Consider the following 25,904-nt stretch of genomic DNA (forward strand, 5'->3'; position numbering starts at 1 on the left):
TGGCGGTCAGCCGACGACGGGGAGCTCCAGGACGCCGGTGTCCCGCGGGGCGCTGACGACCGTGACGGGCTTGACGCCCCGGTTGCCGAAGTACGCCGTGTCGCTCGCGGCGATCACGAACCGCAGCCGGTGCCCCGCCTCGTACCGGTGCACGATGCCCGGCAGCTCCACGGTGAAGGGACGGGTGACGTCGGGGACGCGTACCGGGGCGACCAGGCGGTTCACCAGGTGCTGCGTTCCGTCGGGCGCCACGTCGTACACCTTCGCGAACAGGACCAGCTTGTCCGCGGCGTCGCCGCTGTCCTGGACCCGTTCCGCGGCGGGCGACTTCACCTCCAGGGTCGCCTTCGGTGCGCCGACGACGTCCATCGGCGCGGTCAGCGGGGCGCTGGTCCAGGCGAGGTGGGTGCCCTTGGTGTCGTACGGTGCCCGGTCCGTGAGGCCGATGAGGCCGGCCAGGGAGCTCTCGGAGTGGCTGGTCGGCAGGAGCCAGTCGGTGTACCGGCGGCTGCCGGGGGTGACCTGCGCGCGACTGTTCACCAGGGTGCCGTCGCCGGAGAGGTACATGGTCCGGGTGGGGCCGGGCACGGCTGCCGCGGTGCCGTAGCCGCTCGTCCAGTCGCGGTAGTACGCGAACTGGGGGCCGGTGTCGGCGTCCTCGTCGTGCTGGAGGTAGCGGTCGAACCAGGCGAGGATCCGCTGTCCGACGTAGCTGGTCTCCAGATTGCCCGTGCCCAGGTCGAGTTCGCCGGGCGCCTGGCCGCCGCTGTGGCCCCAGGCCTGCCAGATCATCTTCGCGGTGGTGCCCTGCGCCCGGAGCGTGCGGTAGGTGGCGGTGGCCTCGTTGAGGTTGAACAGGCTGTCGGCCTGTCCCTGGACGAGCAGGGTGGGTGCGGTGACCTCGGGCAGGTAGGTCACCGGTGAGACACCGCGGGCGTACGCCAGCATCGCGGCCGTCCGGTCGGCGGGATAGCGCCCGGAGTTCAGGAGGCGGATGGTGTCGCAGGCCTTCGGCGCGAAGTGCAGACAGGTGAGGCTGCCGAAGCGGGACGGGTCGAGGGCGGGGACGAGGAGCGGCTGCCCCTCCCCCATCAGGTAGAACCCGTTGGTCCACTGCCACTTGAAGACACCGGGCGTCTCGGAGGAGACACCCCGGGCCGCTCCGGTCGTGTTGGGCGACAGCGCGTACGCCAGGTCGTTCCAGGTGATCAGCGGTACGAGGGCGTCGACCCGCTTGTCCACGGAGGCGGTGGCCAGCTGGACGGCTCCGCCGTAGGAGCCGCCGATCATGCCGACGCGCGGGTCGCCCGGGCCGTCGGTTGTGACGAAGTCGGCCTTCGTGCCGTCGTCGGCGGCGCGTGTCCCGGCCAGGAAGTCGACGAGCCCGGAGGCCGCCCTGCCGTCGATCGCGGGGTCGTCGAGGGTGATGAGGCAGCCGGACCCGCCGAAGCCGAGGCCGGAGTAGACGAGGCCCACATAGCCCCGGGCGGCGAAGGCCTTGCCGATGGCGTCGGTGGTGCCGTCGGACTTGCTGCCGCCGAAGCCGTTGGTGGCGAGGACCGCGGGGGCGGGGTGTCGCGCGTCGACGCCGGCGGGCCGGTAGAGGTCGGCGTCCACGGTGCACGTACGTTCGCCCGCCCGCACGGTGAACTCCAGCGGGGTGACGGTGAATTCGGCGGCGGCCGACGCGGGTCCCGCGCCGAGCAGCGTGAGCGGGGCGATGAGTGCCGTCCCGGCGAGGAAGGTGAGTGGACTGCGGAACCTGGGGACAGCACGCGACACATGGACCTCCACACCGAGGACACCTTACCGACTGGTAAGTACCGAGCCGGGCCCATGCTGTGACACACGTCATACCGCTGTCAACGCACAGGGGCGGAGTTTCACGACGGTTGTTCACCTCCCGGACGGCGTCCGGGCTTTCGGGACGGGTTCAGAGGAGCGCCGGCACGTCCACGGTGAGCGTGCAACGGCCGCCGTCCGCCGGGGCGTCCAGCACCGCGGGCACGCCGAGCGGGACGGTCAGCGCCGTGGGGCCGTGGCCGAAGCCCAGCTCCTCGACGACCGGTATCCCGAGTCCGCCGAGCCGGTCGGCGAGCACGGCGCGCACCCGCTCGTACGGTCCGCAGTCCTGCCACGAGCCGCACGCCACCCCCGTGATGCCGTCGAGGGCGCCGATGCGCAGCAGCCGGGTGAGGACGCCGTCGAGGCGGTACGGGTCCTCGGTGACGTCCTCGATCACCAGCAGCCCGCCGCGGGCGGAGGTCCGGGCGTGCGGGGTCCCCGCGTCGGCGGCGAGCAGGCTCACGCATCCGCCGTAGGTGATGCCCCGGGCCGTGCCGGGGACCAGTGGCGCCGCCGTGTCCAGGCCGAGGGTGCGCACCGAGTCGGGCTCGAACAGGGTGGAGCGCAGCGCTTCCCGGGTGGCCGCGTCCCCGAGGAAGACCTCGGTGGCGACCATCGGCCCGTGCAGCGTCGAGAATCCGGCCCGCAGCGCGAACGCCTCGTGCAGCACGGTGATGTCGCTGTAGCCGACGAACACCTTGGGTCCGGCGGCCCGCAGCGCGGTCCAGTCCAGGAGGTCGACCATGCGGTGCGCGCCGTATCCTCCCCGGGCGCACAGCACGGCGTCCACGGACGGGTCGCACCAGGCTTCCTGGAGATCCCGGGCGCGGTGCTCGTCGCTACCGGCGAGGTGGTCCAGCTCCGGGTGCGTGTCGAGGACGTGGGGGGCGACCACGGGCTCCAGGTCCCAGCCGCGCAGCAGGTCGAGGCCCTTTTCGAGGCGGTCGGCGGGTACGGGTCCGCTGGGTGCGACGACCGCGACCCGGGCGCCGGGGCGCAGCCGGGCCGCCCGGGCGAGGGGCTGGAGGGTCCCCCGGGTCACTTCTCCAGCTCCAGCCGCGGTACGTCGGTGCGGTCGATGCCGAACGTCTGCGCGTAGAGGGAGAGTTCGGCCTCCAGGGCGCGGATCACGGTCTCCGCGCGGCGGAATCCGTGCCCCTCCCCCTCGAAGGCGAGGTAGGCGTGCGGCACGCCGCTGCCCTCGATCGCGGCGAGGAAGCGCTCGCACTGGGCCGGTGGGCAGATCGGGTCGTCGAGTCCCTGGAGCAGCACGAACGGTGCGGTGAGCCGGTCGGTGCGGTTGATGGGGGAGCGTTCCCGGTAGCGTTCGGGCACCTCGGCCAACGGGCCCACGAGCGATTCCAGGTACTGCGACTCGAAGTCGTGCGTCTCCCCGGCGGCCCATCCCTCCAGGTCGAGGATGGGGTAGCTGATCGCTCCGCAGGCGTACACGTCCGTGCCGGTGAGGGAGGCGGCGGCGGTCCAGCCGCCTGCGCTGCCGCCCCGGACCGCCAGCCGGTCGCGGTCGGCGGAGCCTTCCTCCGCCAGCCCGAGGGCGACGGCGGCGCAGTCCTCCACGTCGACGACGCCCCACTGTCCGCGGAGCCGTTCGCGGTAGAGCCTGCCGTAGCCGGTGGAGCCGCCGTAGTCGACCTCGACGACGCCGATGCCCCGGGAGGTGAAGTAGGCGATCTCCAGGTCGAGTACGACCGGGGCGCGGCCGGTGGGTCCGCCGTGCGCCCAGATCGCGTAGGGCGGCAGTTCACCGTCGGGGCCGGTGCGGTCGGGGTGGTGCGGCGGATAGACGTGGGCGTGGATCTCGCGGCCGCCGGGTCCGGTGAAGGTGCGGATCCGCGGCTCGGGGTAGTAGGCGGGGTCGACGGCGTCCTGGTGGGGCGAGCCGATGGCCCGGGTGTGTCCGGTCGCGGTGTCGAGCTCCACCACCTCGTACGACGTGTGCGGGCTCGCGGCGACGCCGATGATCCTGGTGCCCTGCACGGCGAGGGTCTCGGCCCACGCGGTCCAGGCGCCGACGGCGTCGACGAGTTCGCCGGTCTCCGGGTCGAGCACGCCGAGCCGGGTGGTGCCCCGGCCGTGGATGACGGCGATCAGCCCGTTGTCCAGCAGCCGGAACCAGCGCAGGCCGATCTTCCACAGCGGCCCGCCGAACTCCTCGCCCCGGCCGGAGCAGAGCCGGCTGCTGGGCACGACGGCGCCCGCGACGGCGTCCGGCCGGATCCGCTGGAGCTCCCACCAGTCCCCGATGTCCGACACGAAGAGCAGCGAGCCGTCCCGGTCCCACTCGACCTGGACGACCGATTCGTCGGTGTCGCCGACGAGGGGCCGTACGCCGGTGAAGGCGCCCTCCGCGGTGATGTCGGCGATCATGACGACGGTGCCGTCCCACGGCATCCGCGGGTGGTCCCAGGCGATCCAGGCGGCTCTGCGGCCGTCGTGGGAGACCCTGGGGCCGGTGACGAACCGGTGCCGGTCGTCGCCGAGTTCGCGGACGGCGGCGCGGTCGGCGGCGGCCGAGCCGTCCAGCGGCACGGCGGCGATCACCCGGCGGACATCGGTGGGCGACTCACCGGTGAACTCCTCCAGGACGCACCAGACCTCACCGCTCGCGCCGCGTTCGAGGTGCAGCTCCGGGTCCACCCAGCGCAGCCCGCCGCCGATGTCCGACACGGGGGTGAGCGGCCAGGGTTCGGCGGGCCCGTCCGGTTCGTACGCGTAGAGCCGCTGGTCGGGGAAGTGGACGAAGACGACCAGCGGACCGCCCGTCCCGCGGGCCTCGCCGGCCCAGGGCGACCCGCCGTACTCGATGACCCGGCTGCGGGGGTTCCACGGCTCGGGGAGCACCGACACGGTGGTGCCGTCGGCCCGGCGGCGCACCAGGGCGCGGCGGCCTCCTTCGGCGGGGCGTGGTTCCGTCCACCACACCTCGTCGCCGACGCTGCCGACGAACTCCGGCCGGCCGTCGTGCGAGGCGGCCGTCGCCGCGTCGATCGGTGACGGCCACGTGCCGTACGCCGCTGTGGACACCATGGGCGGTTCCCCCGTAGTCGGTCAGGCGGTGCGCAGGAAGTGGTCCAGGACCCGGACGCCGAAGTGCAGGGCGTCGACGGGGACACGCTCGTCGACGCCGTGGAAGAGCGCCTGGTAGTCGAAGCCGACGGGCAGCTTCAGCGGTGAGAAGCCGTAGCCGGTGATGCCGAGCCGCGAGAACTGCTTGGCGTCCGTGCCGCCCGACATGCAGTAGGGGACGGCGTGGGAGCCCGGGTCGAACAGCTCGACGGCGGCGCGCATCTTCGCGTACGTCGGTGAGTCGACCGGTGCTTCGAGGGGGACCTCACGGTGGTCGAACTCCCACGCGACGCCGGGCCCGGTCAGCCGGTCCATGGTCTCGATGAACTCGTCCTCGGCGCCCGGCAGCATGCGGCCGTCGACGTGGGCGGTGGCCCGGCCCGGGATGACGTTGACCTTGTATCCGGCGTCCAGCATGGTCGGGTTGCTGCTGTTGCGTACGGTCGCCTCGACCAGCGCGGCGGCCGGGCCGAGCTTGCCCAGCAGTTCGTCCACGTCGAATCCGGGCGTGTCCAGGTCGACCCGGATGTGGTGGAGCGCGGCGATCTCGGTGAGGGCGGCCCGTACGGTCGGGGTCAGCCGCACCGGCCACTCGTGCTCCCCGATCCGGGCGACGGCGGCGGCGAGCGTGCTGACGGCGTTGGCCCGGTTGACCTTGGAGCCGTGTCCCGCCTTGCCCTCGGCGGTGAGCTTCAGCCAGCCGGTGCCCCGTTCACCTGCCGCGATGGGGTAGAGGGACATTCCGGGGCCGGCGTGGAAGGTGAAGGCCCCGGATTCGCTGATGCCTTCCGTGCAGCCCTCGAACAGCTCCGCGTGCCGGTCGGCGAGGAAGCCCGATCCGTCGTCGGCGCTGGCCTCCTCGTCGGCCGTGTACGCGATGACGATGTCCCGGCGGGGGCGGACCCCTGCGCGCGCCCAGGCCCGGACGACGGCGAGGACCATCGCGTCCATGTTCTTCATGTCGACGGCGCCGCGTCCCCACACGACGCCGTCGCGGACCTCGCCGGAGAAGGGGTGCACGCTCCAGTCGGCCGCTTGGGCGGGCACCACGTCGAGGTGGCCGTGGACGAGCAGGGCGTCGGCCGACGGGTCGGTGCCCTCGATCCGGGCCACCACGTTCGTCCGTCCGGGCGTGCGCTCCAGCAGCGTTGGCTCCAGCCCGGCGGCGGCCAGCCGCTCGGCGACGTACTCGGCGGCCGGGCGTTCCCGGCAGCCGCCGTCTCCGTTGTTGGTGGTGTCGATCCGGATCAGCTCGGAGGTGAAGGTCACCGACTCGTCGAGCGCCAGGTCGTCGACACCGGGCGGGGTGGTCGTCTCAGCCATACTGTTCCTCCACGGCGGACGACACGATCGTCGTCACCGCCTTGAACGTGCGAATACCTTCGTACATCGTCCCGCTGGTATAGGCGACGCGCCGCTCGCCGCTGGGCGCCACGCCGGGTACCACGGTCGCGGCAGCGGCCAGATGCTCGGCGTCGAACTCCAGCTCCACCGTGTATGTCCCGTCCGTCACGGGTGTGTGGCGCACCGCGAGTGCGGTCGCGTCCTTGGCCGCCGCCCTGATGTCGGCGGCGGTACGGGTCGGGGTCCGGCACACGGCGGCGTACCGCGACACATGGTCCTTGACTGCGACCTTGCGGGCGGCGGGGGCGTAGAGATCTGCGTCCTTGCAGGTCAGGTCGTCGCCGGTGACGAGGATGACGGGGACACCGTACTCCGCGGCGACATGGGCGTTGAGCAGGCCCTCGCTCGCGCGGACACCGTTCAGCCAGACCCCGGTGATGGAGTTGGCGAGATAGGTGTGGGCGAGGACGCCCTCGGTGCCCGCGCCGGTGTGGTAGCCGACGAACGCGACGGCGTCGACGTCCCCGTGCTGGATCCCCTCGACCATGGAGAGGGACTTGTGCTTGCCGGTGAGCATCTGGACGCGGTCGTCGAGCCGCTCCAGGAGGAGGTTGCGCATCGACCAGTGGGCCTCGTTGACGAGGACCTCGTCGGCTCCCCCGTCGTAGAAGCCGAGGGCCGCGGCGTTCACGTCGGAGGTGAACAGCGAACGGCACCTTTCCCACTGCGGGGTGCCGGGCAGCACGTCGGCCGGCCACGTCACCCCGGTCGCGCCCTCCATGTCGGCACTGACGAGGATCTTCACGGTGCGCGGTCCTGTCGCTCGTCGGTCGGTTGCGGTGCGTACGGCCACCGTGACTGTCGTGCGACATCGGTACCCGAACGGCTCACGGATATCCCCCGCCCGTCCCCGGGAAGAAGATCTTCGTGCCGCATCACGGTACGCGCCGGGACGGCACGGGACCAGAGCCGCCGGGATCTGTCACTGGTCCAGTCCGGTGACGTGGGGGTGGGAACGCGCCGGTGGGCGGTGGTGGCACACTGGCCGCCGATCGTGCGAAGGAGTCCGCAGTGCCGATGATCCGCAATCTCCGCCGGGCGGTCCGCCGCGCCTACCGCGGGACGGTGGACCTGAGCCATCCGGCCCGCTCGCCGCTCGGCAGCGCGGTGGTCAACTGCGTGCTGTACGAGGACGGGCTGCGCCACCCGTCCGACTGCCCGGCCGACGAGGCCCTGCGCCGGGTCCGGTCCTCCGGCCGGGGTTTCGTGTGGCTCGGTCTGCACGAGCCGACCGCGGCAGAGTTCGCCGGTGTCGCCGAACTGTTCGCGCTGCATCCGCTGGCCGTCGAGGACTCCGTGCACGCCCGTCAGCAGCCCAAGGTGGAGCGGTACGACGGGACACTGTTCGCCGTCTTCAAGACGTGCCGCTACGTCGAGCACGAGGAGCTCACCGCGACCAGCGAGGTGGTCGACACCGGGGAGATCATGGTCTTCACCGGTGCCGACTTCGTGATCACGGTCCGGCACGGCAGCCACGGCTCGCTCGGACCGCTGCGCGAGGGCCTGGAGGCCACGCCGGAACGGCTGGCCCAGGGGCCGGCGGCCGTGCTGCACGCGATAGCCGACCGGGTGGTCGACGACTACCTCGTCGTGGCCGACGCCATGCAGCACGACATCGACGCCGTGGAGACCGCGGTGTTCAGCGAGCACGCGGGCCGGGGCGACGCGGGCCGCATCTACCAGCTGAAGCGTGAACTCCTGGAGTTCAAGCGGGCGGTGTCCCCGCTGGACCGGCCGCTGCAGGCGCTGGCGAGCCAGGCCATGGAGCCGGTGGGTCCCCGCTTCCAGCCTTACTTCCGTGACGTGGCCGGGCATCTGGCCCGCACGGCCGAGCAGATCGCCTCGTTCGACGCGCTGCTCGACTCCGTGCTGCAGGCCCACCTCGCGCAGGTGACCGTCGCCCAGAACGAGGACATGCGCAAGATCACCGCGTGGGCCGCGATCGTCGCCGTACCCACCATGGTGTGCGGGGTGTACGGCATGAACTTCGACCACATGCCGGAACTGCGGTGGACGTACGGGTATCCCACGGTCCTCGGTGTGATGGCCGTGGCGTGCTTCGTCATCCACCGCGGGTTCCGGCGCAACGGCTGGCTCTGACCCGGTGGAGCTCGGCCGGCTTGGAGCCCCCTGACGGGGCCTGACGCTATGGAGCGGTCAGGGGCGGGCCGTGCCCTTGAGGAGTTCGTCGATGCGGGTGAGCTCCTCCTCGCCGAACTCCAGGTCGCGGACCGCGGCCACGCTGTTCTCCAGCTGTGCGACACTGCTCGCGCCGACGACGGCGGAGGTGACCCGGCCGCCGCGCAGCACCCAGGCCAGGGCCAGCTGTGCCAGGGACTGCCCGCGCTCCCGTGCCAGCTCGTTCAGCGCGCCCAGCCGGCCCACCAGCTCGGGGGTGACGGAGTCGGCCGACAGGAACGGGCTGGCGCCCGCGGCACGCGAGCCCTCCGGGATGCCGCGCAGATAGCGGTCGGAGAGGATGCCCTGCTCCAGCGGCGAGTACGCGATGGAGCCGGTGCCGAGCTCGTCCAGGGTGTCCAGCAGCCCGTCGTCCTCCACCCAGCGGTCCAGCATCGAGTAGCGGGGCTGGTGGATGAGGAGCGGGGTTCCCAGGTCGTTCAGGATCCGGGCGGCCTCGCGGGTCTGCTCGGCGGAGTAGTTGGACACGCCCGCGTAGAGCGCCTTGCCCTGGCGCACCGCGCTGTCCAGCGCGCGCATCGTCTCCTCGAGCGGGGTGTCGGGGTCGAAGCGGTGCGAGTAGAAGACGTCGACGTAGTCGATGCCGAGCCGGGTCAGGCTCTGGTCCAGCGAGGAGCGCAGGTACTTGGCGGACCCCCACTCGCCGTACGGGCCGTCCCACATGTGGTAGCCGGCCTTGGTCGAGATGACGATCTCGTCCCGGAGGCGGGCGAAGTCGGTCTTCAGGGCGCGGCCCATCGCGACCTCGGCGGAGCCGGGCGGGGGCCCGTAGTTGTTGGCGAGGTCGAAGTGGGTGATGCCCAGGTCGAACGCACGGCGCAGGATCGCGCCCTGGCTCTCCGGGGTCCGGTCGCCCCCGAAGTTGTGCCACAGCCCGAGCGACAGCGCGGGGAGCAGCAGGCCGCTGCGTCCGGTGCGCCGGTAGGGCATGGCGGTGTAGCGGTCGGCGGACGGAAGGTACATGCGAGCACTCCGCGGGAGAGGTCCGGGCGAGCGCGCCAGGTCTGGTGCGCGGGTCCAGACTGACGGAGATCGATCCAGCGGTCCAACAGGAGATTCCGCTGGGATTCATCGGTTAGATTGCTCAATCATGGAACTGCGTCAGCTGGAGCACTTCGTCGCCGTCGCCGAGGAGCAGCACTTCACCCGCGCGGCGGAACGCCTCGCCGTGTCCCAGTCCGGGCTCTCCTCGTCGGTCCGGGCGCTGGAGCAGGAGCTGCGGACCCCGCTGTTCAGCCGCACGACCCGCACGGTGCGGCTCACCGAGGCGGGGCAGGCACTGCTCGTGGAGGCGGAGCGCACGCTCGCGGGGGCCAGGGCCGCGAGGGACGCCGTCGACGCCGTACGGGGACTGCTGCGCGGCACGCTGACGCTCGGGGTCGAGCAGTGTGTGGCCGGGGTCAGTCCGGCCCGCTTGCTCGCCGCCTTCCACCGGGAGCATCCGCACATGGAGATCCGGCTCCGGCAGGAGGGCACCTCCAGCCTGCTGGAGGGGGTGGCCGGCGGGCGTCTGGACCTGGCGTTCGCCGCCACCGTCAGCCCGCTGGAATGGCGGGGCGAGCTCATGCCGCTGGCGCGGGAGCCCATGGTCGTCCTGTGCGCCCCCGGCCACCGTCTCGGGGCGGTGTCCCGGGTGGCGTGGGCGGGGCTGCACGGTGAGCCGTTCATCGACTTCCACCCGGACTGGGGGCCGCGTCGCGCGGCGGACGAGGCGTTCGCGGCGGCGGGGGTGCGGCGCACGGTGGCGCTGGAGGTCAACGACGTGCACAGCCTGCTGGAGCTGGTCCACGAGGGCCTCGGCATCGCGGTGGTGCCGCATCACTTCTCCCGTAAGCAGGAGGCGCGGGGGCTCGTGGTGGTGGAGCTCGACGGCCCGCACCGGCCGGTCTACGAGAGCGTGGTGCTGCTCCCGCCGTCCCGGGCCATGAGCCCGGGGGCGCGGGCGCTGATGACGCTGGTCCGGGAGGATCCCCTGCGCTGAGGCCGCCCGCCAGGTCGCTAGGCCGTCCGGTCGCCCAGTCGCTCTGTCACTCAGCCGCTCAGCCGCTCAGGGCTTCGGCGTACGCGCCCGCGTCCTGCTCGACCCCGCTGCAGGTGTCGTTGGCTTCGGTGACGTCCTCGCCGTCGGTGCACGGCCGGTCGCGGAAGGCCGACCACATGGAGAGTGCGCCGACCCCCTTCCCGGTGGCGAAGCCGCGCAGGGACGCGGCGTCGGCGAGCGTGAACGTCTCCCCCGCCACGTCGTTGACCCCGATCATCACGGTGAGGTGCAGTGCCTTCCAGGCCGCGTCCCGCGTCAGGCCGAGCACGTCGACGAGCTGGTCGTGGGCCGCTTCGGCGGCCTGTTCCGCGTAGTCGCCCATGTCGCCGTCGTGGGACGTGCTGTAGTTCATGGCCATGATGTCGACCGCCGAGACGTCGACTCCCTGGTCCACCGCGTCCTGGACGATGGCGAGTCCGGTGTCCTCGAGCCCCTCGGGCATGACGGGCAGCGTGTAGGTGACGTCGAGGTCGCGCTCCTGCTGGAGCAGGGCGAGCGCCTCGTTGCGCCGGGTCACGGACGCGGTGTCGGTGAGCGCGTCCCCCTCGATGTCGAAGTCGGCCTTCGTGGCGCCCACGGCGTCGAGCACCTCGGCGTAGGCGTCGGCCAGCTCCTCCGCGCTGTCGCAGGCCAGTGCCGTCTCGGTGCCGGCGGCTCCGCCGAAGGAGACCCGGATGTCGGCCCCGTCGGCGGTGAGCGCGGCGACACGGGCGACGACCGCCTCACCGGTCGCCGCCGTGGTACCGCCCCAGAGAGGGGCGCACCCCGACGTGCCGGAGGTGACGAAGGCCAGGTTGTACGTGTCGGGGGAGCCGGCGTCGTCGGTGTCGGAGGCGGTGGTCGCGCTCACGTACGGGGTGTACGCGGTCTGCGCGGCCACCGGCGGAGGCGGCGCCGCCCCCTTGGCCTGATCGGCGACGCCGCCCGTCGAACAGGCCGAGCAGGCCAGACCGAGCGCGATCAGTCCCGTGATGGCCGAGGAAATGCGTGTGCGCCTTTGCATGACGTGAACACCTGCTCCCGGAGAGTCGCCCGGACCAGCGGCCGGTGCTGCCGGGACACCATGAACCTCTCACACCACGGGCCTGCCAGAAGCCACAGGAAACTCATGGGAAAGGGCCGGCGGGGGCCGCCGAAAGCGGCCGACTTCCCTTGCCCGGACGGGTACGGGCGCCCGGGAACAAATGCGCGGCGCCCGGTGCGCTCTCAGCGGCCCGACAGGTTCGGGCCGCTTTCACAGCGTGCGGCCAGGAACGCTCCAGACTTCGCACAACAAGCTTCGCCACCATGCGCACATGCAATCCGACCCCGTCATCGAGAGAGACCCGGCGCCGCGCGGCCGACGCCGGGCACACGCAGGCCCGGCCCGCTCGGCAGGCCGCCGCCGCGCGGCGGAACAGCTTCGGGAGGGGCCCGTCTTCGTGGACAGCTCCGGCCGCCGGGCCAAGCTGCTGCGCCGCGCCGGAATGCTGCTGAGCGCCGTCTGTATCGGTTACGCCGGTGTGCTGGGGCTCGCCTTCATGGGCGGCATCTCCCTGGCCCCCTCCCAGCTGCTCCCCTTCGACGGTGGTCCCGGCGCGGAGGCCGGCCCGGGCGGGGCGCGGCCCGGCTACGGCATGCCGCCGGGCGGCACCGCGCCCCCGAGCGGCGCGCCGACGCCGCCGGTGTCCGGCGGGACGGCACCGTCCGGCCAGGCGACGGCGACAGCGACGGCATCGGCATCGGCATCGGCATCGGGCGAGGAGAACTGATGGCCGCCGCACGCCGCCGGCACGCCACGCCGGGCAGGATCGGCCGGGTGGGGCGCCAGGCCGTCCCCCGGCCGCGCGTGATCATGGCGCTGCTGCTGTTGCTGGGGCTGGTCTGCATGATGCTGCTGGACGGCTTTCTGCGCGCCGAGGTCGGGAACGACCAGCGGGTGCGCTCCGAAGCCTCGGCGGACACGGTCCCCGGCGAGGTGCTGGCGGGCGGTCCCATCCTGAGCTTCACCGACGGCACCGCCCGTACGCAGTCCGTGCCGGACAAGACCATCGTGCTGACCTTCGACGACGGTCCCGATCCGGAGTGGAGCGAGAAGGTGATGGACGTCCTGGACGAGAACGACGTGCCGGGCACCTTCTTCCTCGTCGGCTCGATGATCTCCCGCTATCCGGACGTCGTCCGCAGGATGGTCGACGACGGCAACGAGGTGGGCGTCCACACCTTCACCCACGTCGACCTCTCCTATCAGAGCGAGGCCCGCGTGAAGCGGGAGATCGCCCAGACGCAGCTCGCCCTGGCGGGCGCCGCCGGGATCACGACGACGTTGTTCCGCGCGCCGTACTCCTCCAAGAACGAGGCGATCGACGACTACAGCTGGCCCGTCTACCAGCGTCTCGGCGCGATGGGCTACACCAGCGTGTTCATCGACACCGACAGCGAGGACTGGCAGCAGCCGGGCGTCTCCAAGATCGTCCGATGGGCGACTCCGGAGGCCGACGCGGGTGCCTCGGTGCTCTTCCACGACGCGGGCGGGGACCGTTCCGAGACGCTGGCCGCACTGCCGGAGTACATCGAGAAGATGAAGGCGAAGGGCTACACCTTCACCACGGTCAGCGGCGCGCAGCAGCTGGACACCGCCGCCGGTGAGGACGGCGCCCCGACGGCCGGTGGGGCACAGCCCGGACCCGCGCGGGCCGGCGCCCAGGGCGACGCGGATCAGGCCGCCCACCGGAAAGCCGACACCGCCAGCCTGTGGGAGGGCCGTGCGCTGCTCGCCGCCGTCGCCGTGGCGGAGTGGACCGTGCCGGGGCTGGCCGCCGTGCTGGCGGTCGTCGGGGTCGCGGTCCTGGGCCGCTTCGGCATGATGCTCCTCCTCGCCCGGCGCCACTACCGGCAGCGCAACCGGCGCCGGTTCTCGTGGGGGCCGGAGGTGACCGGGCCGGTGACCGTGATCGTTCCCGCGTACAACGAGAAGGAGTGCATCGCGAGCACCCTCGGCTCCCTGGCGGCGAGCACCCATCCGATCGAGATCCTGGTCGTCGACGACGGTTCGACCGACGGCACGGCCGAGATCGCCGAGTCGCTCGGCCTGCCGAACGTCCGGGTCGTCCGGCAGGAGAACGCGGGCAAGTCCGCGGCCCTCAACAACGGTGTGCGGCACGCGCGTCACGACATCGTCGTGATGATGGACGGGGACACCGTCTTCGAGCCCGACACGGTGCACCAGCTCGTCCAGCCGTTCGCCGACCCCCGGATCGGTGCCGTCGCGGGCAACGCGAAGGTCGGCAACCGCTCCACGACGATCGGCGCCTGGCAGCACATCGAGTACGTGATGGGCTTCAACCTGGACCGCAGGATGTACGACCTGCTGCGCTGCATGCCCACCATCCCCGGCGCCGTCGGGGCGTTCCGCCGTGAGGCCGTGCTGGAGGTCGGCGGGATGAGTGAGGACACGCTCGCCGAGGACACCGACATCACGATCGCCCTGCACCGTGCGGGATGGCGTGTCGTGTACGCCGAGCACGCCCGTGCCTGGACCGAGGCACCCGCGTCGCTGGGCCAGTTGTGGCGACAGCGCTACCGCTGGAGCTACGGCACGATGCAGGCGCTCTGGAAACATCGCGGGTCCGTGACCGACCGGGGGCCGTCCGGACGCTTCGGCCGGGTCGGTATGCCGCTGGTCGTCCTCTTCCAGGTCGTCACGCCGGTGTTCGCCCCGCTCATCGACGTGTTCACGCTCTACGCCATGGTCTTCGTGGACTTCCGGGCCTCGCTGCTCGCCTGGCTCGCGGTGCTGGGCGTCCAACTGTTCTGTGCGGCCTACGCGTTCCGCCTCGACCGGGAGAAATACCGGTATCTGCTGATGCTGCCGCTCCAGCAGCTCGCGTACCGGCAGCTGATGTACCTCGTGCTGATCCACTCGTGCGTGACCGCCGCGGCGGGCGGCCGGCTGCGCTGGCAGAAGCTGAAACGGACCGGCGAGGTGGGTACGCCCACCCCGGGCGCGGGGGCGGGGTGATGGCGGGTGCGCACCGCAGGACGGCGCCCGCCCCGGCCACGGCGCCGGGAACGGGCACGGGCACGGGCACGGGCCGCGACCGTGCCTTCGACGTGCTGCGGGCCTTCGCGCTCGTACGGGTGGTGACGTACCACACCTTCGAATGGCCCTGGCTGGGGTTCGTCTTCCCCTCGATGGGGGTGATGTTCGCGCTGGCCGGCTCGCTCATGGCCCGATCGCCGGCCCGGCCGGCCCTGGGGGTGATCCGCGGCCGGCTGCGGAGACTGCTGATCCCGGTGTGGGTCTTCGGTCTCGTTCTCGGGGTGGCGATGCTGCTGCACGGCTGGGTGCCGGGGCCGGACGTCCTGTACTGGGTGCTGCCGCTCGGTGATCCGCCGGGCGACGAGTGGGGCGAGCAGGCCTGGGCGGTGCTCTGGTACCTGCGGACCTATGTGTGGTTCTTGCTGCTGTCGCCGGTGCTGCTGCGCGTCTTCCGGACCGCTCCCCTCGCGGTCCTCGCACTGTCGCTCGTGCCCGTCGTGGTCCTGGAGACGGTGGTGACCGTGCCGGACGGGCGCCTGGGCAGCGCGATCGGCGACCTGTCCGTGTTCCTGTTCTGCTGGCTGCTGGGCTTCGCCCACCGCGAGGGCGTGCTCGACCGGCTCCGCGGGGCGGGGGTGGCCGCCGCCGCGCTGCCGCTGATGGCCGCCGGTGCCTGGTGGGCGGTGCGGCATCCGGTGGACGGCCTGGTCGACCTGGACGACATCCCGCTCGCCCAGGCGCTCTGGTCGGCGGGCTTCGTGCTGCTCCTGCTGCGCTTCCGGCCCCGGTTCGACGGGCTCGCGCGCCGTCCGGTGGCCGACCGGATCGTCACCGTGTTCAACGCGCGTGCCGTGACCGTGTACCTCTGGCACGAGGTGGCGCTGATGGCCGCCGTACCGCTGATCGATCTCATGTGGGAGGTTCCGGCGTTGGAACGGCGTCTACCGCTGGAGAGCGCGTGGGTGCAGTTCGGTGTCGCCTGGGTGCTGATCGCGGTCGCGGTGCTGTGCCTGGGGTGGGTCGAGGACGTCGCGGCGAAACGGGGCCCGCGCCTGCTGCCGTGAGAAGAGGACGGTGGCCCTTTCAGGCCCCGCCCCTGCCCGCCAGGACGAACCACCGGGCCGGCAGGGCGATACGGGTGCCGTCCGGCAGGTATTCCGTCTGGGCCAGCGCGGTGTCCCCGCAGACCAGCACGGTCAGGCCCGCCGCGCGCAGGAGTTCGGGCACCTCCTCCTCCGTGGCACTCGCGGGCTTCAGCCGGTGGTCGAGGACCCGGCGCAGCTTCGGGGGCGGCCCTTGGGGGCTCTCCGCTGCCCGCCGGATCACGTCCTTGGCCGCCGGGGTCAGTTCGGCCACGAAGGCCCGCCCCTTCTCCCCCACCAGCTCCGCGACGGCGGCGGCGACGGCGGGCCTGGCCTCGGGCTCGCTCTGGTGGATCACCGCCCGCATGTACACGTTGGCGTCGCCGGTCCGCTCGTGCAGTGCCCGTACCGCCTCCCCGTCGACGAGGTCGAGCCGGGCGAACTCGGCGACCCCTTCGGTGTCCGCCCGGCGCGCGAGCGCGACCGCCGCGTGCGAGAGGTCCACGCCGATCGCCCGCGCGAAGCGGGTGGCGAGGAAGCGGGTCTGGGTCCCGTTGCCGCAGCCGAGGTCGACGACGGGCAACGAGGCATCGGCGTACGGCAGGAGGAGCTCGCTGTGCGGCTGGGCGGCCAGGGACGGGTCGGCGTCCCAGATGGCCTCGCCCGGCGCGTCCGAGGTGGCCGCCCAGAAGTCTTCCCACGCCTCGCGGTATCCCGATGACACGTTCACGCGTACTCCCCGTCGTCGTACGGCTGTTCAGTCCCTGCGCGTCGTCCGCGCGAGAACCTTACTCAGTCCGCGTGTCCCAACTGGAGGTCACGTTCGGTCCGTCCGCCGCCGGGGACCTGGAGCACGGTGGCGACCGGTGGGTAGCCGGCGGCGATCACGGTGTACTCACCGGTCGAGAGGTCCACGAAGCGGAACGCCCCGTCGGGTCCGGTGGTGAGCGTGTCGACGACGTTACCCGCCGCGTCCAGCAGGGTGACCCTGGCGTCCTCGACGGCCCGCCCGCCCGCGGCCCGTACGACCCCGCGCAGCACGGCCCCGCCGGCCAGCTCGATGTCCTGCCTGGTCTCCCGGGCCGCCTGCACGCTGACCGGGAGGGCCGCGGGGCGGAAGGCCGGGGCGCCGGCCGCCAGGGTGTATTCGCCGGCCACCAGCTCGCCGATCACATAGCCGCCCTCGCGCCCCGTGCGGGTGGTCGCGACGACCTCGCCGCGCACATCGGTGAGGGTCACCGCCGCGTCGCGGACCGGGGCGCCGTCCGGGGTGACGACCGCGCCCGCGAGCCGTCCCGCGCCACCGAGCACCACGTCGAGCTCGACGGGCCGCTCGCCGACGGTGACGCTGACGGCCTGCGGCTGGTGCCCGCCTGCCGCCGCGATCAGGACGTACGAGCCCGCGCCGGGCGCGCTCAGCGCGTACCGCCCGTCGTCGCCGCTCGCACCCCGTCCGATCTGCCGCCCCTGGACGTCGATGAGGGTCAGCGCGGCCCGCCCCACCTTCGTCCCGTCGGAGTGGTGGACGCTGCCGCGGACCGGGACGCCCGACAGCCGTCCGGGCTGCGGGGGGCCGGGCTCGACGCGGGCCGAGGGGATCGTGGAGTGCGTCGCGGACGGGTCGGCGGCCGTGCCGGGGGTGTGGTGGGACACCAGGGGTTTCTCCTTGAGGAAGAAGGCGAGGAACAGGCCGAGCAGGAGCACCGGCACGAGGTAGAGGAAGATCCGGGGCATCGCGTCGGCGTACGCCTGGATGTAGGCGTCGCGCAGCGCGGGCTCCATGGCGTGGACCAGCTGCGGGGTGATCGACTCCGGGTCGGGCAGGTCCGCCCCGGACGGGAGCCTCACTCGGAGCGCGTCCGCGAGGCGCCCCGCGAACAGGGTCCCGAAGATCGCGGCGCCGACGCTGCCGCCGATCTGCCGGAAGTAGTTGTGGGCGCTGGTGGCGGTGCCGAGGTCGGAAGGACGGACGGAGTTCTGCACGGCCAGCACCAGGATGGACATGACGAGGCCGATACCGACGCCCAGGACGGCCTGCCAGATCCCGTACTCCAGCGCCGAGGTGCCGGTGTCCAGGAGCGAGAGCAGCCACATGCCGACGGCCGACACTGCTCCGCCGACCAGCGGGTAGACGCGGTAGCGGCCGGTGCGCGAGACGAGATGGCCCGAGACGACGGAGGCGATGACGATGCCGCCCATCATGGGGAGCATCAGCAGCCCGGACTCGGTGGCGGACACGCCCTCGACCATCTGGAGGTAGGTCGGCAGATAGCTGGCGGCCCCGAAGAGCGCGACCCCGACGACCGCGCCCACCAGCGAGGTGATGTTGAAGACCGAGTCACGGAACAGTCGTGGCGGAATGATGGGTTCGGCGGCCCGGCGCTCGACGACGAGGAAGAGCAGGGTCGTTCCGGCAGCTCCGGCGGCGAGCCCGAGGACGGTGCGCGAGCCCCAGGCGTATTCGGTGCCGCCCCAGCTGGTGAGCAGCACCAGGCAGGTCGAGGCGACGGCGAGCAGCAGCGCGCCGAGTACGTCGAGGCGGGGGCGGACGGAGGGCTTGGGGAGTTTCAGCACGACGGCGATGACGGCGAGCGTGACCAGTCCGAACGGCACGTTGACGTAGAAGCACCAGCGCCAGGAGGCGTGGTCGGTGAAGAAGCCGCCGAGCAGCGGTCCGGCGACGGAGGCGAGGCCGAAGACTGCCCCGATGAGGCCCATGTAGCGGCCTCGCTCCCTGGCCGGGACGATGTCGGCGATGATCGCCTGGACGCCGATCATGAGCCCGCCGCCGCCGATGCCCTGGACGGCCCGGAAGGCGATGAGTTCGTCCATGGTGCGCGACCAGCCGGCCAGCGCCGAGCCGATGACGAAGACGACGATCGCGAACTGGAAGACGCCCTTGCGGCCGAAGAGGTCGCCGAGCTTCCCGTAGACCGGCAGGCCGATGGTGGAGGCGAGCAGATAGGCGGTGACCGCCCAGGACATCTTGTCCAGGCCGTGCAGTTCACCGACGATCTTCGGCAGGGCGGTGGCGACGATCATCTGGTCGAGCGCCGCGAGGAGCAGCGTGAGCATCAGCCCGAGGAAGACCAGGCGGATCCGGCGGGGGCTGATCTCCTCGGCCGAGGGGGCCGGGACCGCGGCGGGCGGTGGGGGCGGGGCCTGCGCGGCGCCTCCCGCGCCGCTCGGCCCGTCCTTCACCAGAGTGATCCCACCCACCACGTGACGCTCCCCTCGTCGCTGCTGCGCCGCCCATTTCTCGCACCAGGCGGTAAGGCGGGGCAAACGCGACCGGGCGCGCGAACGGCGCGCACAAAGGGCTTACGCGCCGGTGGGAGGCGCTACGGCGCACAACCGGCCGTCCCGGAAAACCACCCGTTCCGGTGAGGCCGGTTGCGGAGCCGGTGAAGTCAGCGCACGGGCTACTTCTCGACCTCGGTGGCGAGGTTCTGCAGCAGTTCGTCGTAGATCCGGCCGAGTCCCTTGGGAGCGAAGGTCCTCTCGAAGAACCCGCCGATGCCGCCGGCGCCGTCCCAGACGGTCGTGACGACGGTCCTGGACTTGCCCTCACCGGCCGGTGTGACGATCCAGGTGGTGACCATCGAGGAGTTGCGGTCCTTCTCGACCAGCTGCCCGTCGGTCGGCTCGGTGACCTCGAGCAGGCAGTCGCGGACCCGCTTGCTGGTGGCCTGGAGCTTCCAGTGCACGAGGGAGCCTTCGCCGTCTCCGCCCTCTCGCACCTCGTACTCGCTGAAGTGCCCGGTCAGCACCTTGCCCCGGACCTCCTTGTAGTCGGCCAGCGCATCGAACACCGTCTCTGCGTCCGCCGCGATGACTCGCTCTGTCGTGGCCTCGACCTGCGCCATGCCTGTTCCTCCAGCACTCGGATGTTCGGGGTGCTGCTGAGCCAACCACCTCCGGTACGGCCCCTCAAAATCGGGTCCCGCGTTCCTGCCGCGCACGATCAAGGGAACAAGTGTTCTATTCTCTGCGGAGTGCTACCAAGGAGGCGTCCATGCGCTGGGACAATCTGGCCGAGAAGACCGCAAAGGCGGGTAACGGCGCGCTCTTCGCTGCGGATGCGGTGACCACGCGCACTTTCGACACACCCGAATTCCGGGGGATCACCTTCCACGAGATCCGGGCCCGCTCGATCGTGAACCGGGTTCCCGGCGCGTCCCGCATGCCGTTCGAATGGACGGTGAACCCCTACCGGGGCTGCTCCCACGCCTGCGTGTACTGCTTCGCCCGCAAGACCCACAGCTATCTGGACCTGGACACCGGCCTCGGCTTCGACTCCCAGATCGTCGTCAAGATCAACGCCGGCGAACTGCTGAACCGTCATCTCGCCTCGCCCCAGTGGCACGGGGCGCACATCGCGATGGGCACGAACGTCGACTGCTACCAGCGGGCGGAGGGCCGGTACCGGCTGATGCCCGGCATCATCGAGGCGCTGCGCGACCACGCGAACCCCTTCTCGATCCTGACGAAGGGCACCTTGATCCTGCGTGACCTGGAGCTGCTGCGGCAGGCGGCGGAGGTCACAGAGGTCGGCATCTCCGTCTCCGTCGGATTCACCGACCGCGAGCTCTGGCGCACGGTCGAGCCAGGCACCCCGTCCCCCGAGCGCCGCCTGGACGTCGTCCGCACCCTCGCGGACAACGGCATCGGCTGCGGGGTCCTGATGGCGCCGGTCATCCCCTTCCTCGGCGACCACCCCGACCAGTTGCGCGCCACCGTCCGCGCCGTCGCCGCCGCCGGGGCGACCTCGGTGACTCCCCTCGTCCTGCACCTGCGGCCCGGCGCCCGCGAGTGGTTCATGCGCTGGCTCGGACAGCACCACCCGCACCTGGTACCGAGGTACGAACGGATGTACGCGGACGGGGCGTACGCACCCACCTGGTACCAGCGCGGCATCACCCGCCGGGTGCACGAGCTGGCGGCCGAGTTCGGCATCGGCCCCGCGCACCGGGGCGAGACCCGCCGGATCTCCGTACCCGAGGCGCCCGCTCCGCTGCCGGACGGCCCGGGCCCCACGCAGCTGACCCTGCTCTGACCGCACCCGCGCACCCGCTCGAACGGGTCAACTCTCGATGGAATCTGTCCTGCCGTGCCCGGATCCGGGGAGCATCCGGCGGGGGCTGTGCCGCTCACAGGCGCGTTCCCTCCACCACGGGAGGCCGTATGACAGCACGTGCAGGAATTCTGGTCGCCGTCGGCGCCACGGTCGCGGGTCTGGTGACCGCGGTCCCGTCCGCGGCTTCACCCACCGCGTCCACCGCATCCGCCGGGACGCGTGCCACCGCGCCGGAGACGCCGAAGCCGCCGAAGCCGCCGAAGCCGAAGTGGACGGCCTGCGGGACGAAGACGTATCCACGGCTGCAGTGTTCGACGGTCCGTGCCCCGCTGGACCATGACGACCCGTCGGGCCGACAGGTCACCCTCGCCCTGTCACGGATCCCGCACACGGCGAGGACCTCCCAGGGTCCGCTGCTGGTCAACCCCGGCGGCCCCGGCGGCAGCGGGCTCTCGATGGCCGGTTTCGTGGCGGCCTCGCTGCCCGCGGAACTCGCCGCCCAGTACGACGTGATCGGCTTCGACCCGCGCGGGGTGGGGAGGAGCACCCCCGCCCTGGACTGCGTACCGAAGCATTTCGGCCCGGTGCGCCCCGACTCGGTGCCGGATTCCCACGAGGCCGAGACGACCAGCCGGGACCGGGCCGCGGCCTTCGCCGCCGCGTGCGGCGAGAAGCACGGCGACCTGCTGCCCTTCATGGACACGGTCAGCGCGGCGAAGGACCTCGACGTGATCCGCCGCGCCCTCGGCGCCCCGCGGATCAACTACTTCGGCTACTCCTACGGCACCTATCTGGGGGCCGTGTACGCCAAGCTGTTCCCCGAGCGGGTGCGGCGCCTGGTACTCGACTCGGTCGTCGACCCGGACGGCGTCTGGTACGAGGACAACCTCGGCCAGGACCACGCCTTCGACGCCCGCCACAAGGCGTTCGCCGCCTGGGTCGCGAAGAACGACGCCACCTACGGCCTGGGCACCGACCCCGCACAGGTCGAGGCCGCCTGGTACCGGATGCGCGCCGCGGTGAAGGCGCACCCCGCGGCCGGCAAGGTCGGCCCGAGCGAGCTGGAGGACACCTTCCTGCCGGGCGGGTACTACGACGGCTACTGGCCCTACCTGGCCGAGGCGTTCGCGGCGTACGTCAACGACGCGGACCAGGACGCTCTCGCCACCGCCTACGAGAACTTCGCGGCCGGCGACTCGAGCGGCGACAACGGTTACTCCGTCTACACGGCCGTGCAGTGCCGGGACGCCGCCTGGCCCCGGACCTGGAGCACCTGGCGCAACGACACGTGGAAGGCGCACCGCAAGTCGCCCTTCATGGCGTGGAACAACACCTGGTACAACGCGCCCTGCGCCACCTGGCCCGTGGAGCCGCTGAACCCGGTGCGGGTCAGCAACCACGCGATCCCGCCGGCGCTGCTCCTCCAGGCCACGGACGACGCGGCCACCCCGTACGAGGGTGGTGTCACCCTGCACCGCAAGCTCAAGGGTTCCGCCCTTGTCGTCGAGCAGGGCGGCGGCAACCACGGCATCAGTCTGAGTGGCAACGACTGCCTGGACGCGTACCTGGTGGACTACCTCACCGACGGCACCGTCCCGCAGGCCGGCGGCAGCGGCGCCGACGCGGTCTGCGACGCGCTGCCCGAGCCGAAGCCCGCCGCGGCCGCGAAGTCGGGCGCGGACACGGGCTCGAACACGAAGGGCAGGACGCTGCACGGCCTGCTCGGCTTCCGCGGCTGAACCCGGTACGGCCTCCCGACGGGGGCGTACGCCAGGATGGACCGTATGACCACACGGCCCACTCCCGCGTACGCCCCCGTCGTGCGTGTACGCGACATGGTGCCCGGCGACTGCGCGGCCGTGGCGGAGATCCGGGTGCGCGGCTGGCAGCGGGCGTACGCCGGGATGGTCCCGCAGGCGTATCTGGACGCGATGGACGTGGCACGCGACGCCGAGCTGCGTCGCCGCCACCTCTCAGCGGGTGGCGCACAGGTGCACGTCGTGGCCCTGGCCCCGGACTCCGCGGTGACCGGCTGGGCCTGCTACGGGCCCTGCCGTGACGCGGGCGCCCCACCCGGCCGCGGTGAGCTGTACGCGCTCTACGCGCATCCGGACCGAATCGGCACGGGAACGGGCCGCGCGCTCCTGACGGAGCTGACCGCCCGCGCCGCGGCGGCCGGTTTCCACGAGATGGCGCTCTGGGTGCTCAGGGACAACGAGCGGGCGCGCCGTTTCTACGAGCGGGCCGGTTTCCTGCCGGACGGCGCCGAGGAGTCCTTCGAGGCGGGCGGCGCCATGGTGCCGGAGGTCAGGTACGCCCGCACGCTCAGCGGTCAGGCAGCCGGCTGAGGGCCTCGGCCGCCGCCGTGCCGAGGCGCTGGTGCGGCAGTGCCGCCCGCAGGACCGGGCGGGCCTCGGCGTCACCCAGACATCCCAGGCCCTCCACGCACGCGAGCGCGACGCGCCAGTGCGGCTCACAGGGCGCGAGCAGCCGGCGCAGGGTGCCGACCAGAGTGGGCACGGACTCGGGGGCGCGCAGCGCGGTCAGCAACCGCACCGGCTGCAGGGCGTAGGCGGTGCGCAGGGTGTTGCCGGCAAGTGCGGCGGCGGCTCCGGGGGTTCGCGGGTCGCCCAGGAGCAGCAGGGCGTGCGCGGCCGAGACGCAGCGCTCGGGGTCGCGGTGGTTGAGGAGGAGGACCAGCGCCTCGAAGGCCCGGCGGTCGCCGTGGCAGCCCAGCCGGAACGCCGCGATCTCACGGGCCCACAGCGGGCGTTCACGTGCGACGAGGGCTTCGGCCAGCTCCTCGTCGTCCTCCGTACCGAGAAGCCGGTGGAAGTCCGCCGAATCCCCCGCCTCGATCCGCAGCCGGTCGGTCAGTGAGCGGAACTCCTCATCCATGACGTTCAGTTTATCGGCGAACACGGAACGTGGTGGGCGAAAGTGTGGGCCAGTGCACAACAGCCCAGGACTGGCGCGCTCGTTACTCGCCGGTTAATCTCATGTGAGCGGGACACACACCCCGCCGACTCGGGTGGCCTGGTGACGCAGCCACCCGGAGTGCTTGTCGGTTCGGCAGCTCTGTGAGACGCGACTCGGGACGGAGTCCGTCACCCTTCCCCGGTCCCGGCGTGCTCCGCGCACGCGGGACCCGTGCACCACGACACGCAACCTCCGCACGCCGGCCGCCGGTTCGTTCTCGACCCCGCGCGCCGCCGTGCTCCTCACAGTCGTCACTCACCCTGGAGTCCCGTGATGGACATCCCGCTCAGCACCATTGCCGTCGTCGGTCTCGGCACCATGGGCACCGGCATAGCCGAGGTCCTGGCCCGTGCGGGCCGCGAGGTCATCGGCATCGACATCAGCGAAGCCGCCGCCCGTCAGGCCGTCGCCTCGCTGGAGGCCTCCACCGCACGCGCCGTGGGGCGCGAGCGGATCACGGAGCAGGAGCGGCGCGACATCCTCGCCCGGTTCCGCACGTTCACCGATCCGCAGGCCGCGGCGGACGCGGAGCTGGTCATCGAGGTCGTCCCGGAGACGTACGAGATCAAGCAGCAGGTCTTCCGGGAGCTCGACGCCGTCGTCTCCCCCACCGCGATCCTCGCGACGGGCACCAACGCCCTGTCCGTGACCCGGCTGGCCGCCGAGTCCCGGCACCCCGAACGTGTCCTGGGTCTGCACTTCTTCAACCCGGCGCCCGCGATGAAGCTCGTCGAGGTGGTCTCCTCCGTGCTGACCGCGCCGCCGGCCGTGGAGAGCGTGACCCGGCTGGCCCGTGAGCTGGGCAAGGAGCCGGTCGCGGTCGGCGACAGGCCGGGATTCGTCGCGGACGGGCTCCTCTTCGGCTACCTCAACCAGGCCGCCGCGATGTACGAGGCGAACTACGCCTCCCGTGAGGACATCGACGCGGCGATGAAGCTGGGCTGCGGGCTGCCGATGGGCCCCCTCGCCCTGCTCGACCTGATCGGCATCGACACCGCGCGCACGGTCCTGGAGGCCATGTACTCGGCGTCGCACGACCGGCTGCACGCCCCGGCCCCGATCCTGGGGCAGCTCACCGAGGCGGGCCTGACCGGCCGCAAGACGGGACGCGGCTTCTACACGTACGACGCCCCGGGCGGCCAGAGCGTGGTGCCGGACGCCCTGACCCCGAAGGAGAGCTCGGGTGCGGTGGCCGGGCGTGAGGTGTCCTCGGTGGGTGTCGCGGGCTCCGGGACGATGGCCTCGGGCATCGCGGAGGTCTTCGCGAAGGCCGGGTACCCGGTGGTCCTCGCCGCGCGCAGCCAGGAGAAGGCGGACACGGCCAGGGCCCGGATCGGGAAGTCGCTGGAGCGTTCGGTCACCAAGGGGCGGCTGACGGCCGAGGCGCGGGACGAGACGCTCGCCCGGATCACGGCGGCCGGTTCCCTGGACGCCCTCGCCGACGTCGACCTCGCGGTCGAGGCGGTCGCCGAGGACCTGGACGTGAAACGGCAGCTGTTCGCGACGCTGGACAAGGTCTGCAAGCCGGGCGCGGTGCTGGCCACCACGACCTCCTCGCTGCCCGTCGTCGCGATCGCGAAGGTCACCACGCGTCCCCAGGACGTCATCGGGATGCACTTCTTCAACCCGGCTCCGGCCATGAAGCTCGTCGAGGTGGTCCGCACGGTGCTGACCGCCGACGACGTGCACGCCACGGTCCGCGAGGTCTGCGTGAAGGTGCGCAAGCACCCGGTGGACTGCGGTGACCGGGCGGGCTTCATCGTGAACGCGCTGCTGTTCCCCTACCTCAACAACGCGATCAAGATGGTCGAGGAGCACTACGCGACGCTCGACGACATCGACGCGGCGATGAAGCTGGGCGGCGGCTACCCGATGGGACCGTTCGAGCTCCTGGACGTCGTCGGGCTCGACGTGTCGCTCGCCATCGAGAAGGTCCTGCACCACGAGTTCCGCGACCCGGGCCTGGCCCCGGCACCGCTGCTCGAACACCTGGTGGCCGCCGGCTGCCTCGGCCGCAAGACGGGGCGCGGCTTCCGCGAATATGCCCGCCGCTGAGAGGGTCCGGCAGCGGGCGGCGCGGATGAGGGGGCGGGGCCGGATCGAGCCATGGCGAATGGGGCCTCCCCTGCTCGCCGGGGTCTCCCCTCAACGGGGTCTCCTCTGCCCGTG

General features: G+C 72.1%; 20 protein-coding genes. 9 read left to right on the top strand and 11 right to left on the bottom strand.

Going from position 1 to position 25,904, the window contains the following annotated elements; translation table 11 throughout:
- Nucleotides 1-6: 6 nt before the first annotated feature.
- The 5 genes from ACFWVP_RS08880 to ACFWVP_RS08900 all read right to left on the bottom strand — a co-directional run bounded on the left by ACFWVP_RS08880 (nucleotide 7) and on the right by ACFWVP_RS08900 (nucleotide 7,081).
- Nucleotides 7-1,782 (bottom strand): CocE/NonD family hydrolase, encoded by a 1,776-nt coding sequence (locus ACFWVP_RS08880; protein WP_384494832.1) that lies wholly within the window; start codon nucleotides 1,780-1,782, stop codon nucleotides 7-9.
- 151 nt (nucleotides 1,783-1,933) lie between these two features.
- Nucleotides 1,934-2,887, bottom strand: coding sequence for an LD-carboxypeptidase (locus ACFWVP_RS08885; RefSeq protein WP_384494834.1), 954 nt, complete (start codon nucleotides 2,885-2,887; stop codon nucleotides 1,934-1,936).
- Nucleotides 2,884-4,893, bottom strand: a complete 2,010-nt coding sequence (locus tag ACFWVP_RS08890) for a S9 family peptidase (protein WP_384494836.1) — start codon at nucleotides 4,891-4,893, stop codon at nucleotides 2,884-2,886. Before ACFWVP_RS08890 ends, ACFWVP_RS08885 begins: the two co-directional genes overlap by 4 nt.
- Before the next feature lie 21 nt (nucleotides 4,894-4,914).
- Complete coding sequence (locus ACFWVP_RS08895; RefSeq protein WP_384494838.1) at nucleotides 4,915-6,255, bottom strand: M20/M25/M40 family metallo-hydrolase; 1,341 nt, start codon at nucleotides 6,253-6,255, stop codon at nucleotides 4,915-4,917.
- On the bottom strand, nucleotides 6,248-7,081 hold the full coding sequence (locus ACFWVP_RS08900; protein WP_384494840.1) for a M55 family metallopeptidase: 834 nt from the start codon (nucleotides 7,079-7,081) through the stop codon (nucleotides 6,248-6,250). Before ACFWVP_RS08900 ends, ACFWVP_RS08895 begins: the two co-directional genes overlap by 8 nt.
- Nucleotides 7,082-7,353: 272 nt before the next feature.
- On the opposite strand from ACFWVP_RS08900, the gene ACFWVP_RS08905 reads away from it, so the two are divergent.
- Nucleotides 7,354-8,436 carry a magnesium and cobalt transport protein CorA gene (locus ACFWVP_RS08905; RefSeq protein WP_384494842.1) on the top strand — a complete coding sequence of 361 codons (1,083 nt, stop codon included), beginning with the start codon at nucleotides 7,354-7,356 and terminating at the stop codon, nucleotides 8,434-8,436.
- Between the two features lie 57 nt (nucleotides 8,437-8,493).
- On the opposite strand, the gene ACFWVP_RS08910 is transcribed toward ACFWVP_RS08905, so the two are convergent.
- Entirely contained in the window at nucleotides 8,494-9,498 is a 1,005-nt protein-coding gene (locus ACFWVP_RS08910; protein ID WP_384494844.1) for an aldo/keto reductase, read from the bottom strand.
- 127 nt (nucleotides 9,499-9,625) lie between these two features.
- Between ACFWVP_RS08910 and ACFWVP_RS08915 the strand changes: the two genes are divergently transcribed.
- Nucleotides 9,626-10,516 carry a LysR family transcriptional regulator gene (locus tag ACFWVP_RS08915; protein WP_384494846.1) on the top strand — a complete coding sequence of 297 codons (891 nt, stop codon included), beginning with the start codon at nucleotides 9,626-9,628 and terminating at the stop codon, nucleotides 10,514-10,516.
- Between the two features lie 58 nt (nucleotides 10,517-10,574).
- Here ACFWVP_RS08915 and ACFWVP_RS08920 read toward each other — a convergent pair whose 3' ends face one another.
- A complete protein-coding gene (locus tag ACFWVP_RS08920; protein ID WP_384494848.1) occupies nucleotides 10,575-11,579 on the bottom strand; it encodes a chitinase in 1,005 nt (334 codons plus the stop codon).
- Nucleotides 11,580-11,871: 292 nt separating this feature from the next.
- Between ACFWVP_RS08920 and ACFWVP_RS08925 the strand changes: the two genes are divergently transcribed.
- The 3 genes from ACFWVP_RS08925 to ACFWVP_RS08935 are packed head-to-tail and all read left to right on the top strand — an operon-like array spanning nucleotide 11,872 to nucleotide 15,661.
- Nucleotides 11,872-12,327, top strand: a complete 456-nt coding sequence (locus tag ACFWVP_RS08925; protein ID WP_384494850.1) for a hypothetical protein — start codon at nucleotides 11,872-11,874, stop codon at nucleotides 12,325-12,327.
- Nucleotides 12,327-14,576, top strand: a complete 2,250-nt coding sequence (locus ACFWVP_RS08930) for a bifunctional polysaccharide deacetylase/glycosyltransferase family 2 protein (RefSeq protein WP_384494851.1) — start codon at nucleotides 12,327-12,329, stop codon at nucleotides 14,574-14,576. The genes ACFWVP_RS08925 and ACFWVP_RS08930 overlap by 1 nt, the downstream gene beginning before the upstream one ends.
- Nucleotides 14,576-15,661, top strand: a complete 1,086-nt coding sequence (locus ACFWVP_RS08935; RefSeq protein ID WP_384494853.1) for an acyltransferase — start codon at nucleotides 14,576-14,578, stop codon at nucleotides 15,659-15,661. Before ACFWVP_RS08930 ends, ACFWVP_RS08935 begins: the two co-directional genes overlap by 1 nt.
- Before the next feature lie 19 nt (nucleotides 15,662-15,680).
- Here the strand turns inward: ACFWVP_RS08935 and ACFWVP_RS08940 are convergent, their stop codons facing one another.
- The 3 genes from ACFWVP_RS08940 to ACFWVP_RS08950 form a co-directional block, all read right to left on the bottom strand.
- Nucleotides 15,681-16,409, bottom strand: a complete 729-nt coding sequence (locus tag ACFWVP_RS08940; RefSeq protein ID WP_384494855.1) for a class I SAM-dependent methyltransferase — start codon at nucleotides 16,407-16,409, stop codon at nucleotides 15,681-15,683.
- A gap of 62 nt (nucleotides 16,410-16,471) precedes the next feature.
- Nucleotides 16,472-18,901: an MFS transporter gene (locus ACFWVP_RS08945; RefSeq protein ID WP_384494856.1), complete on the bottom strand. Its 2,430-nt coding sequence runs from the start codon at nucleotides 18,899-18,901 to the stop codon at nucleotides 16,472-16,474.
- Nucleotides 18,902-19,101: 200 nt separating this feature from the next.
- Entirely contained in the window at nucleotides 19,102-19,545 is a 444-nt protein-coding gene (locus ACFWVP_RS08950; RefSeq protein WP_384494858.1) for an SRPBCC family protein, read from the bottom strand.
- A 149-nt stretch (nucleotides 19,546-19,694) separates the two neighbouring features.
- On the opposite strand from ACFWVP_RS08950, the gene ACFWVP_RS08955 reads away from it, so the two are divergent.
- From ACFWVP_RS08955 to ACFWVP_RS08965, 3 genes are all read left to right on the top strand, one after another.
- Nucleotides 19,695-20,735, top strand: a complete 1,041-nt coding sequence (locus ACFWVP_RS08955) for an Rv2578c family radical SAM protein (protein WP_384494860.1) — start codon at nucleotides 19,695-19,697, stop codon at nucleotides 20,733-20,735.
- A 128-nt stretch (nucleotides 20,736-20,863) separates the two neighbouring features.
- A complete protein-coding gene (locus ACFWVP_RS08960; protein WP_384494862.1) occupies nucleotides 20,864-22,495 on the top strand; it encodes an alpha/beta hydrolase in 1,632 nt (543 codons plus the stop codon).
- Nucleotides 22,496-22,540: 45 nt separating this feature from the next.
- Nucleotides 22,541-23,104: a GNAT family N-acetyltransferase gene (locus ACFWVP_RS08965; protein ID WP_384494864.1), complete on the top strand. Its 564-nt coding sequence runs from the start codon at nucleotides 22,541-22,543 to the stop codon at nucleotides 23,102-23,104.
- Here ACFWVP_RS08965 and ACFWVP_RS08970 read toward each other — a convergent pair.
- Complete coding sequence (locus ACFWVP_RS08970) at nucleotides 23,082-23,654, bottom strand: HEAT repeat domain-containing protein (RefSeq protein ID WP_384494866.1); 573 nt, start codon at nucleotides 23,652-23,654, stop codon at nucleotides 23,082-23,084. The two genes, ACFWVP_RS08965 and ACFWVP_RS08970, sit on opposite strands and share 23 nt — an antisense overlap.
- 354 nt (nucleotides 23,655-24,008) lie before the next feature.
- On the opposite strand from ACFWVP_RS08970, the gene ACFWVP_RS08975 reads away from it, so the two are divergent.
- Nucleotides 24,009-25,790: a 3-hydroxyacyl-CoA dehydrogenase family protein gene (locus ACFWVP_RS08975; protein WP_384494868.1), complete on the top strand. Its 1,782-nt coding sequence runs from the start codon at nucleotides 24,009-24,011 to the stop codon at nucleotides 25,788-25,790.
- Nucleotides 25,791-25,904 lie beyond the last annotated feature (114 nt).

This window comes from Streptomyces sp. NPDC058637 (assembly GCF_042717325.1).
Classification (GTDB): Bacteria; Actinomycetota; Actinomycetes; order Streptomycetales; family Streptomycetaceae; genus Streptomyces.

Coding starts and splice junctions, on each gene's coding strand:
- ACFWVP_RS08955 (WP_384494860.1), top strand. CDS start 19,695: ATGCGCTGGGACAATCTGGCCGAGAAGACCGCAAAGGCGGGTAACGGC.
- ACFWVP_RS08895 (WP_384494838.1), bottom strand. CDS start 6,255: ATGGCTGAGACGACCACCCCGCCCGGTGTCGACGACCTGGCGCTCGAC.
- ACFWVP_RS08925 (WP_384494850.1), top strand. CDS start 11,872: ATGCAATCCGACCCCGTCATCGAGAGAGACCCGGCGCCGCGCGGCCGA.
- ACFWVP_RS08970 (WP_384494866.1), bottom strand. CDS start 23,654: ATGGATGAGGAGTTCCGCTCACTGACCGACCGGCTGCGGATCGAGGCG.
- ACFWVP_RS08950 (WP_384494858.1), bottom strand. CDS start 19,545: ATGGCGCAGGTCGAGGCCACGACAGAGCGAGTCATCGCGGCGGACGCA.
- ACFWVP_RS08890 (WP_384494836.1), bottom strand. CDS start 4,893: ATGGTGTCCACAGCGGCGTACGGCACGTGGCCGTCACCGATCGACGCG.
- ACFWVP_RS08910 (WP_384494844.1), bottom strand. CDS start 9,498: ATGTACCTTCCGTCCGCCGACCGCTACACCGCCATGCCCTACCGGCGC.
- ACFWVP_RS08975 (WP_384494868.1), top strand. CDS start 24,009: ATGGACATCCCGCTCAGCACCATTGCCGTCGTCGGTCTCGGCACCATG.
- ACFWVP_RS08960 (WP_384494862.1), top strand. CDS start 20,864: ATGACAGCACGTGCAGGAATTCTGGTCGCCGTCGGCGCCACGGTCGCG.
- ACFWVP_RS08915 (WP_384494846.1), top strand. CDS start 9,626: ATGGAACTGCGTCAGCTGGAGCACTTCGTCGCCGTCGCCGAGGAGCAG.
- ACFWVP_RS08920 (WP_384494848.1), bottom strand. CDS start 11,579: ATGCAAAGGCGCACACGCATTTCCTCGGCCATCACGGGACTGATCGCG.
- ACFWVP_RS08930 (WP_384494851.1), top strand. CDS start 12,327: ATGGCCGCCGCACGCCGCCGGCACGCCACGCCGGGCAGGATCGGCCGG.
- ACFWVP_RS08965 (WP_384494864.1), top strand. CDS start 22,541: ATGACCACACGGCCCACTCCCGCGTACGCCCCCGTCGTGCGTGTACGC.
- ACFWVP_RS08905 (WP_384494842.1), top strand. CDS start 7,354: ATGATCCGCAATCTCCGCCGGGCGGTCCGCCGCGCCTACCGCGGGACG.
- ACFWVP_RS08935 (WP_384494853.1), top strand. CDS start 14,576: ATGGCGGGTGCGCACCGCAGGACGGCGCCCGCCCCGGCCACGGCGCCG.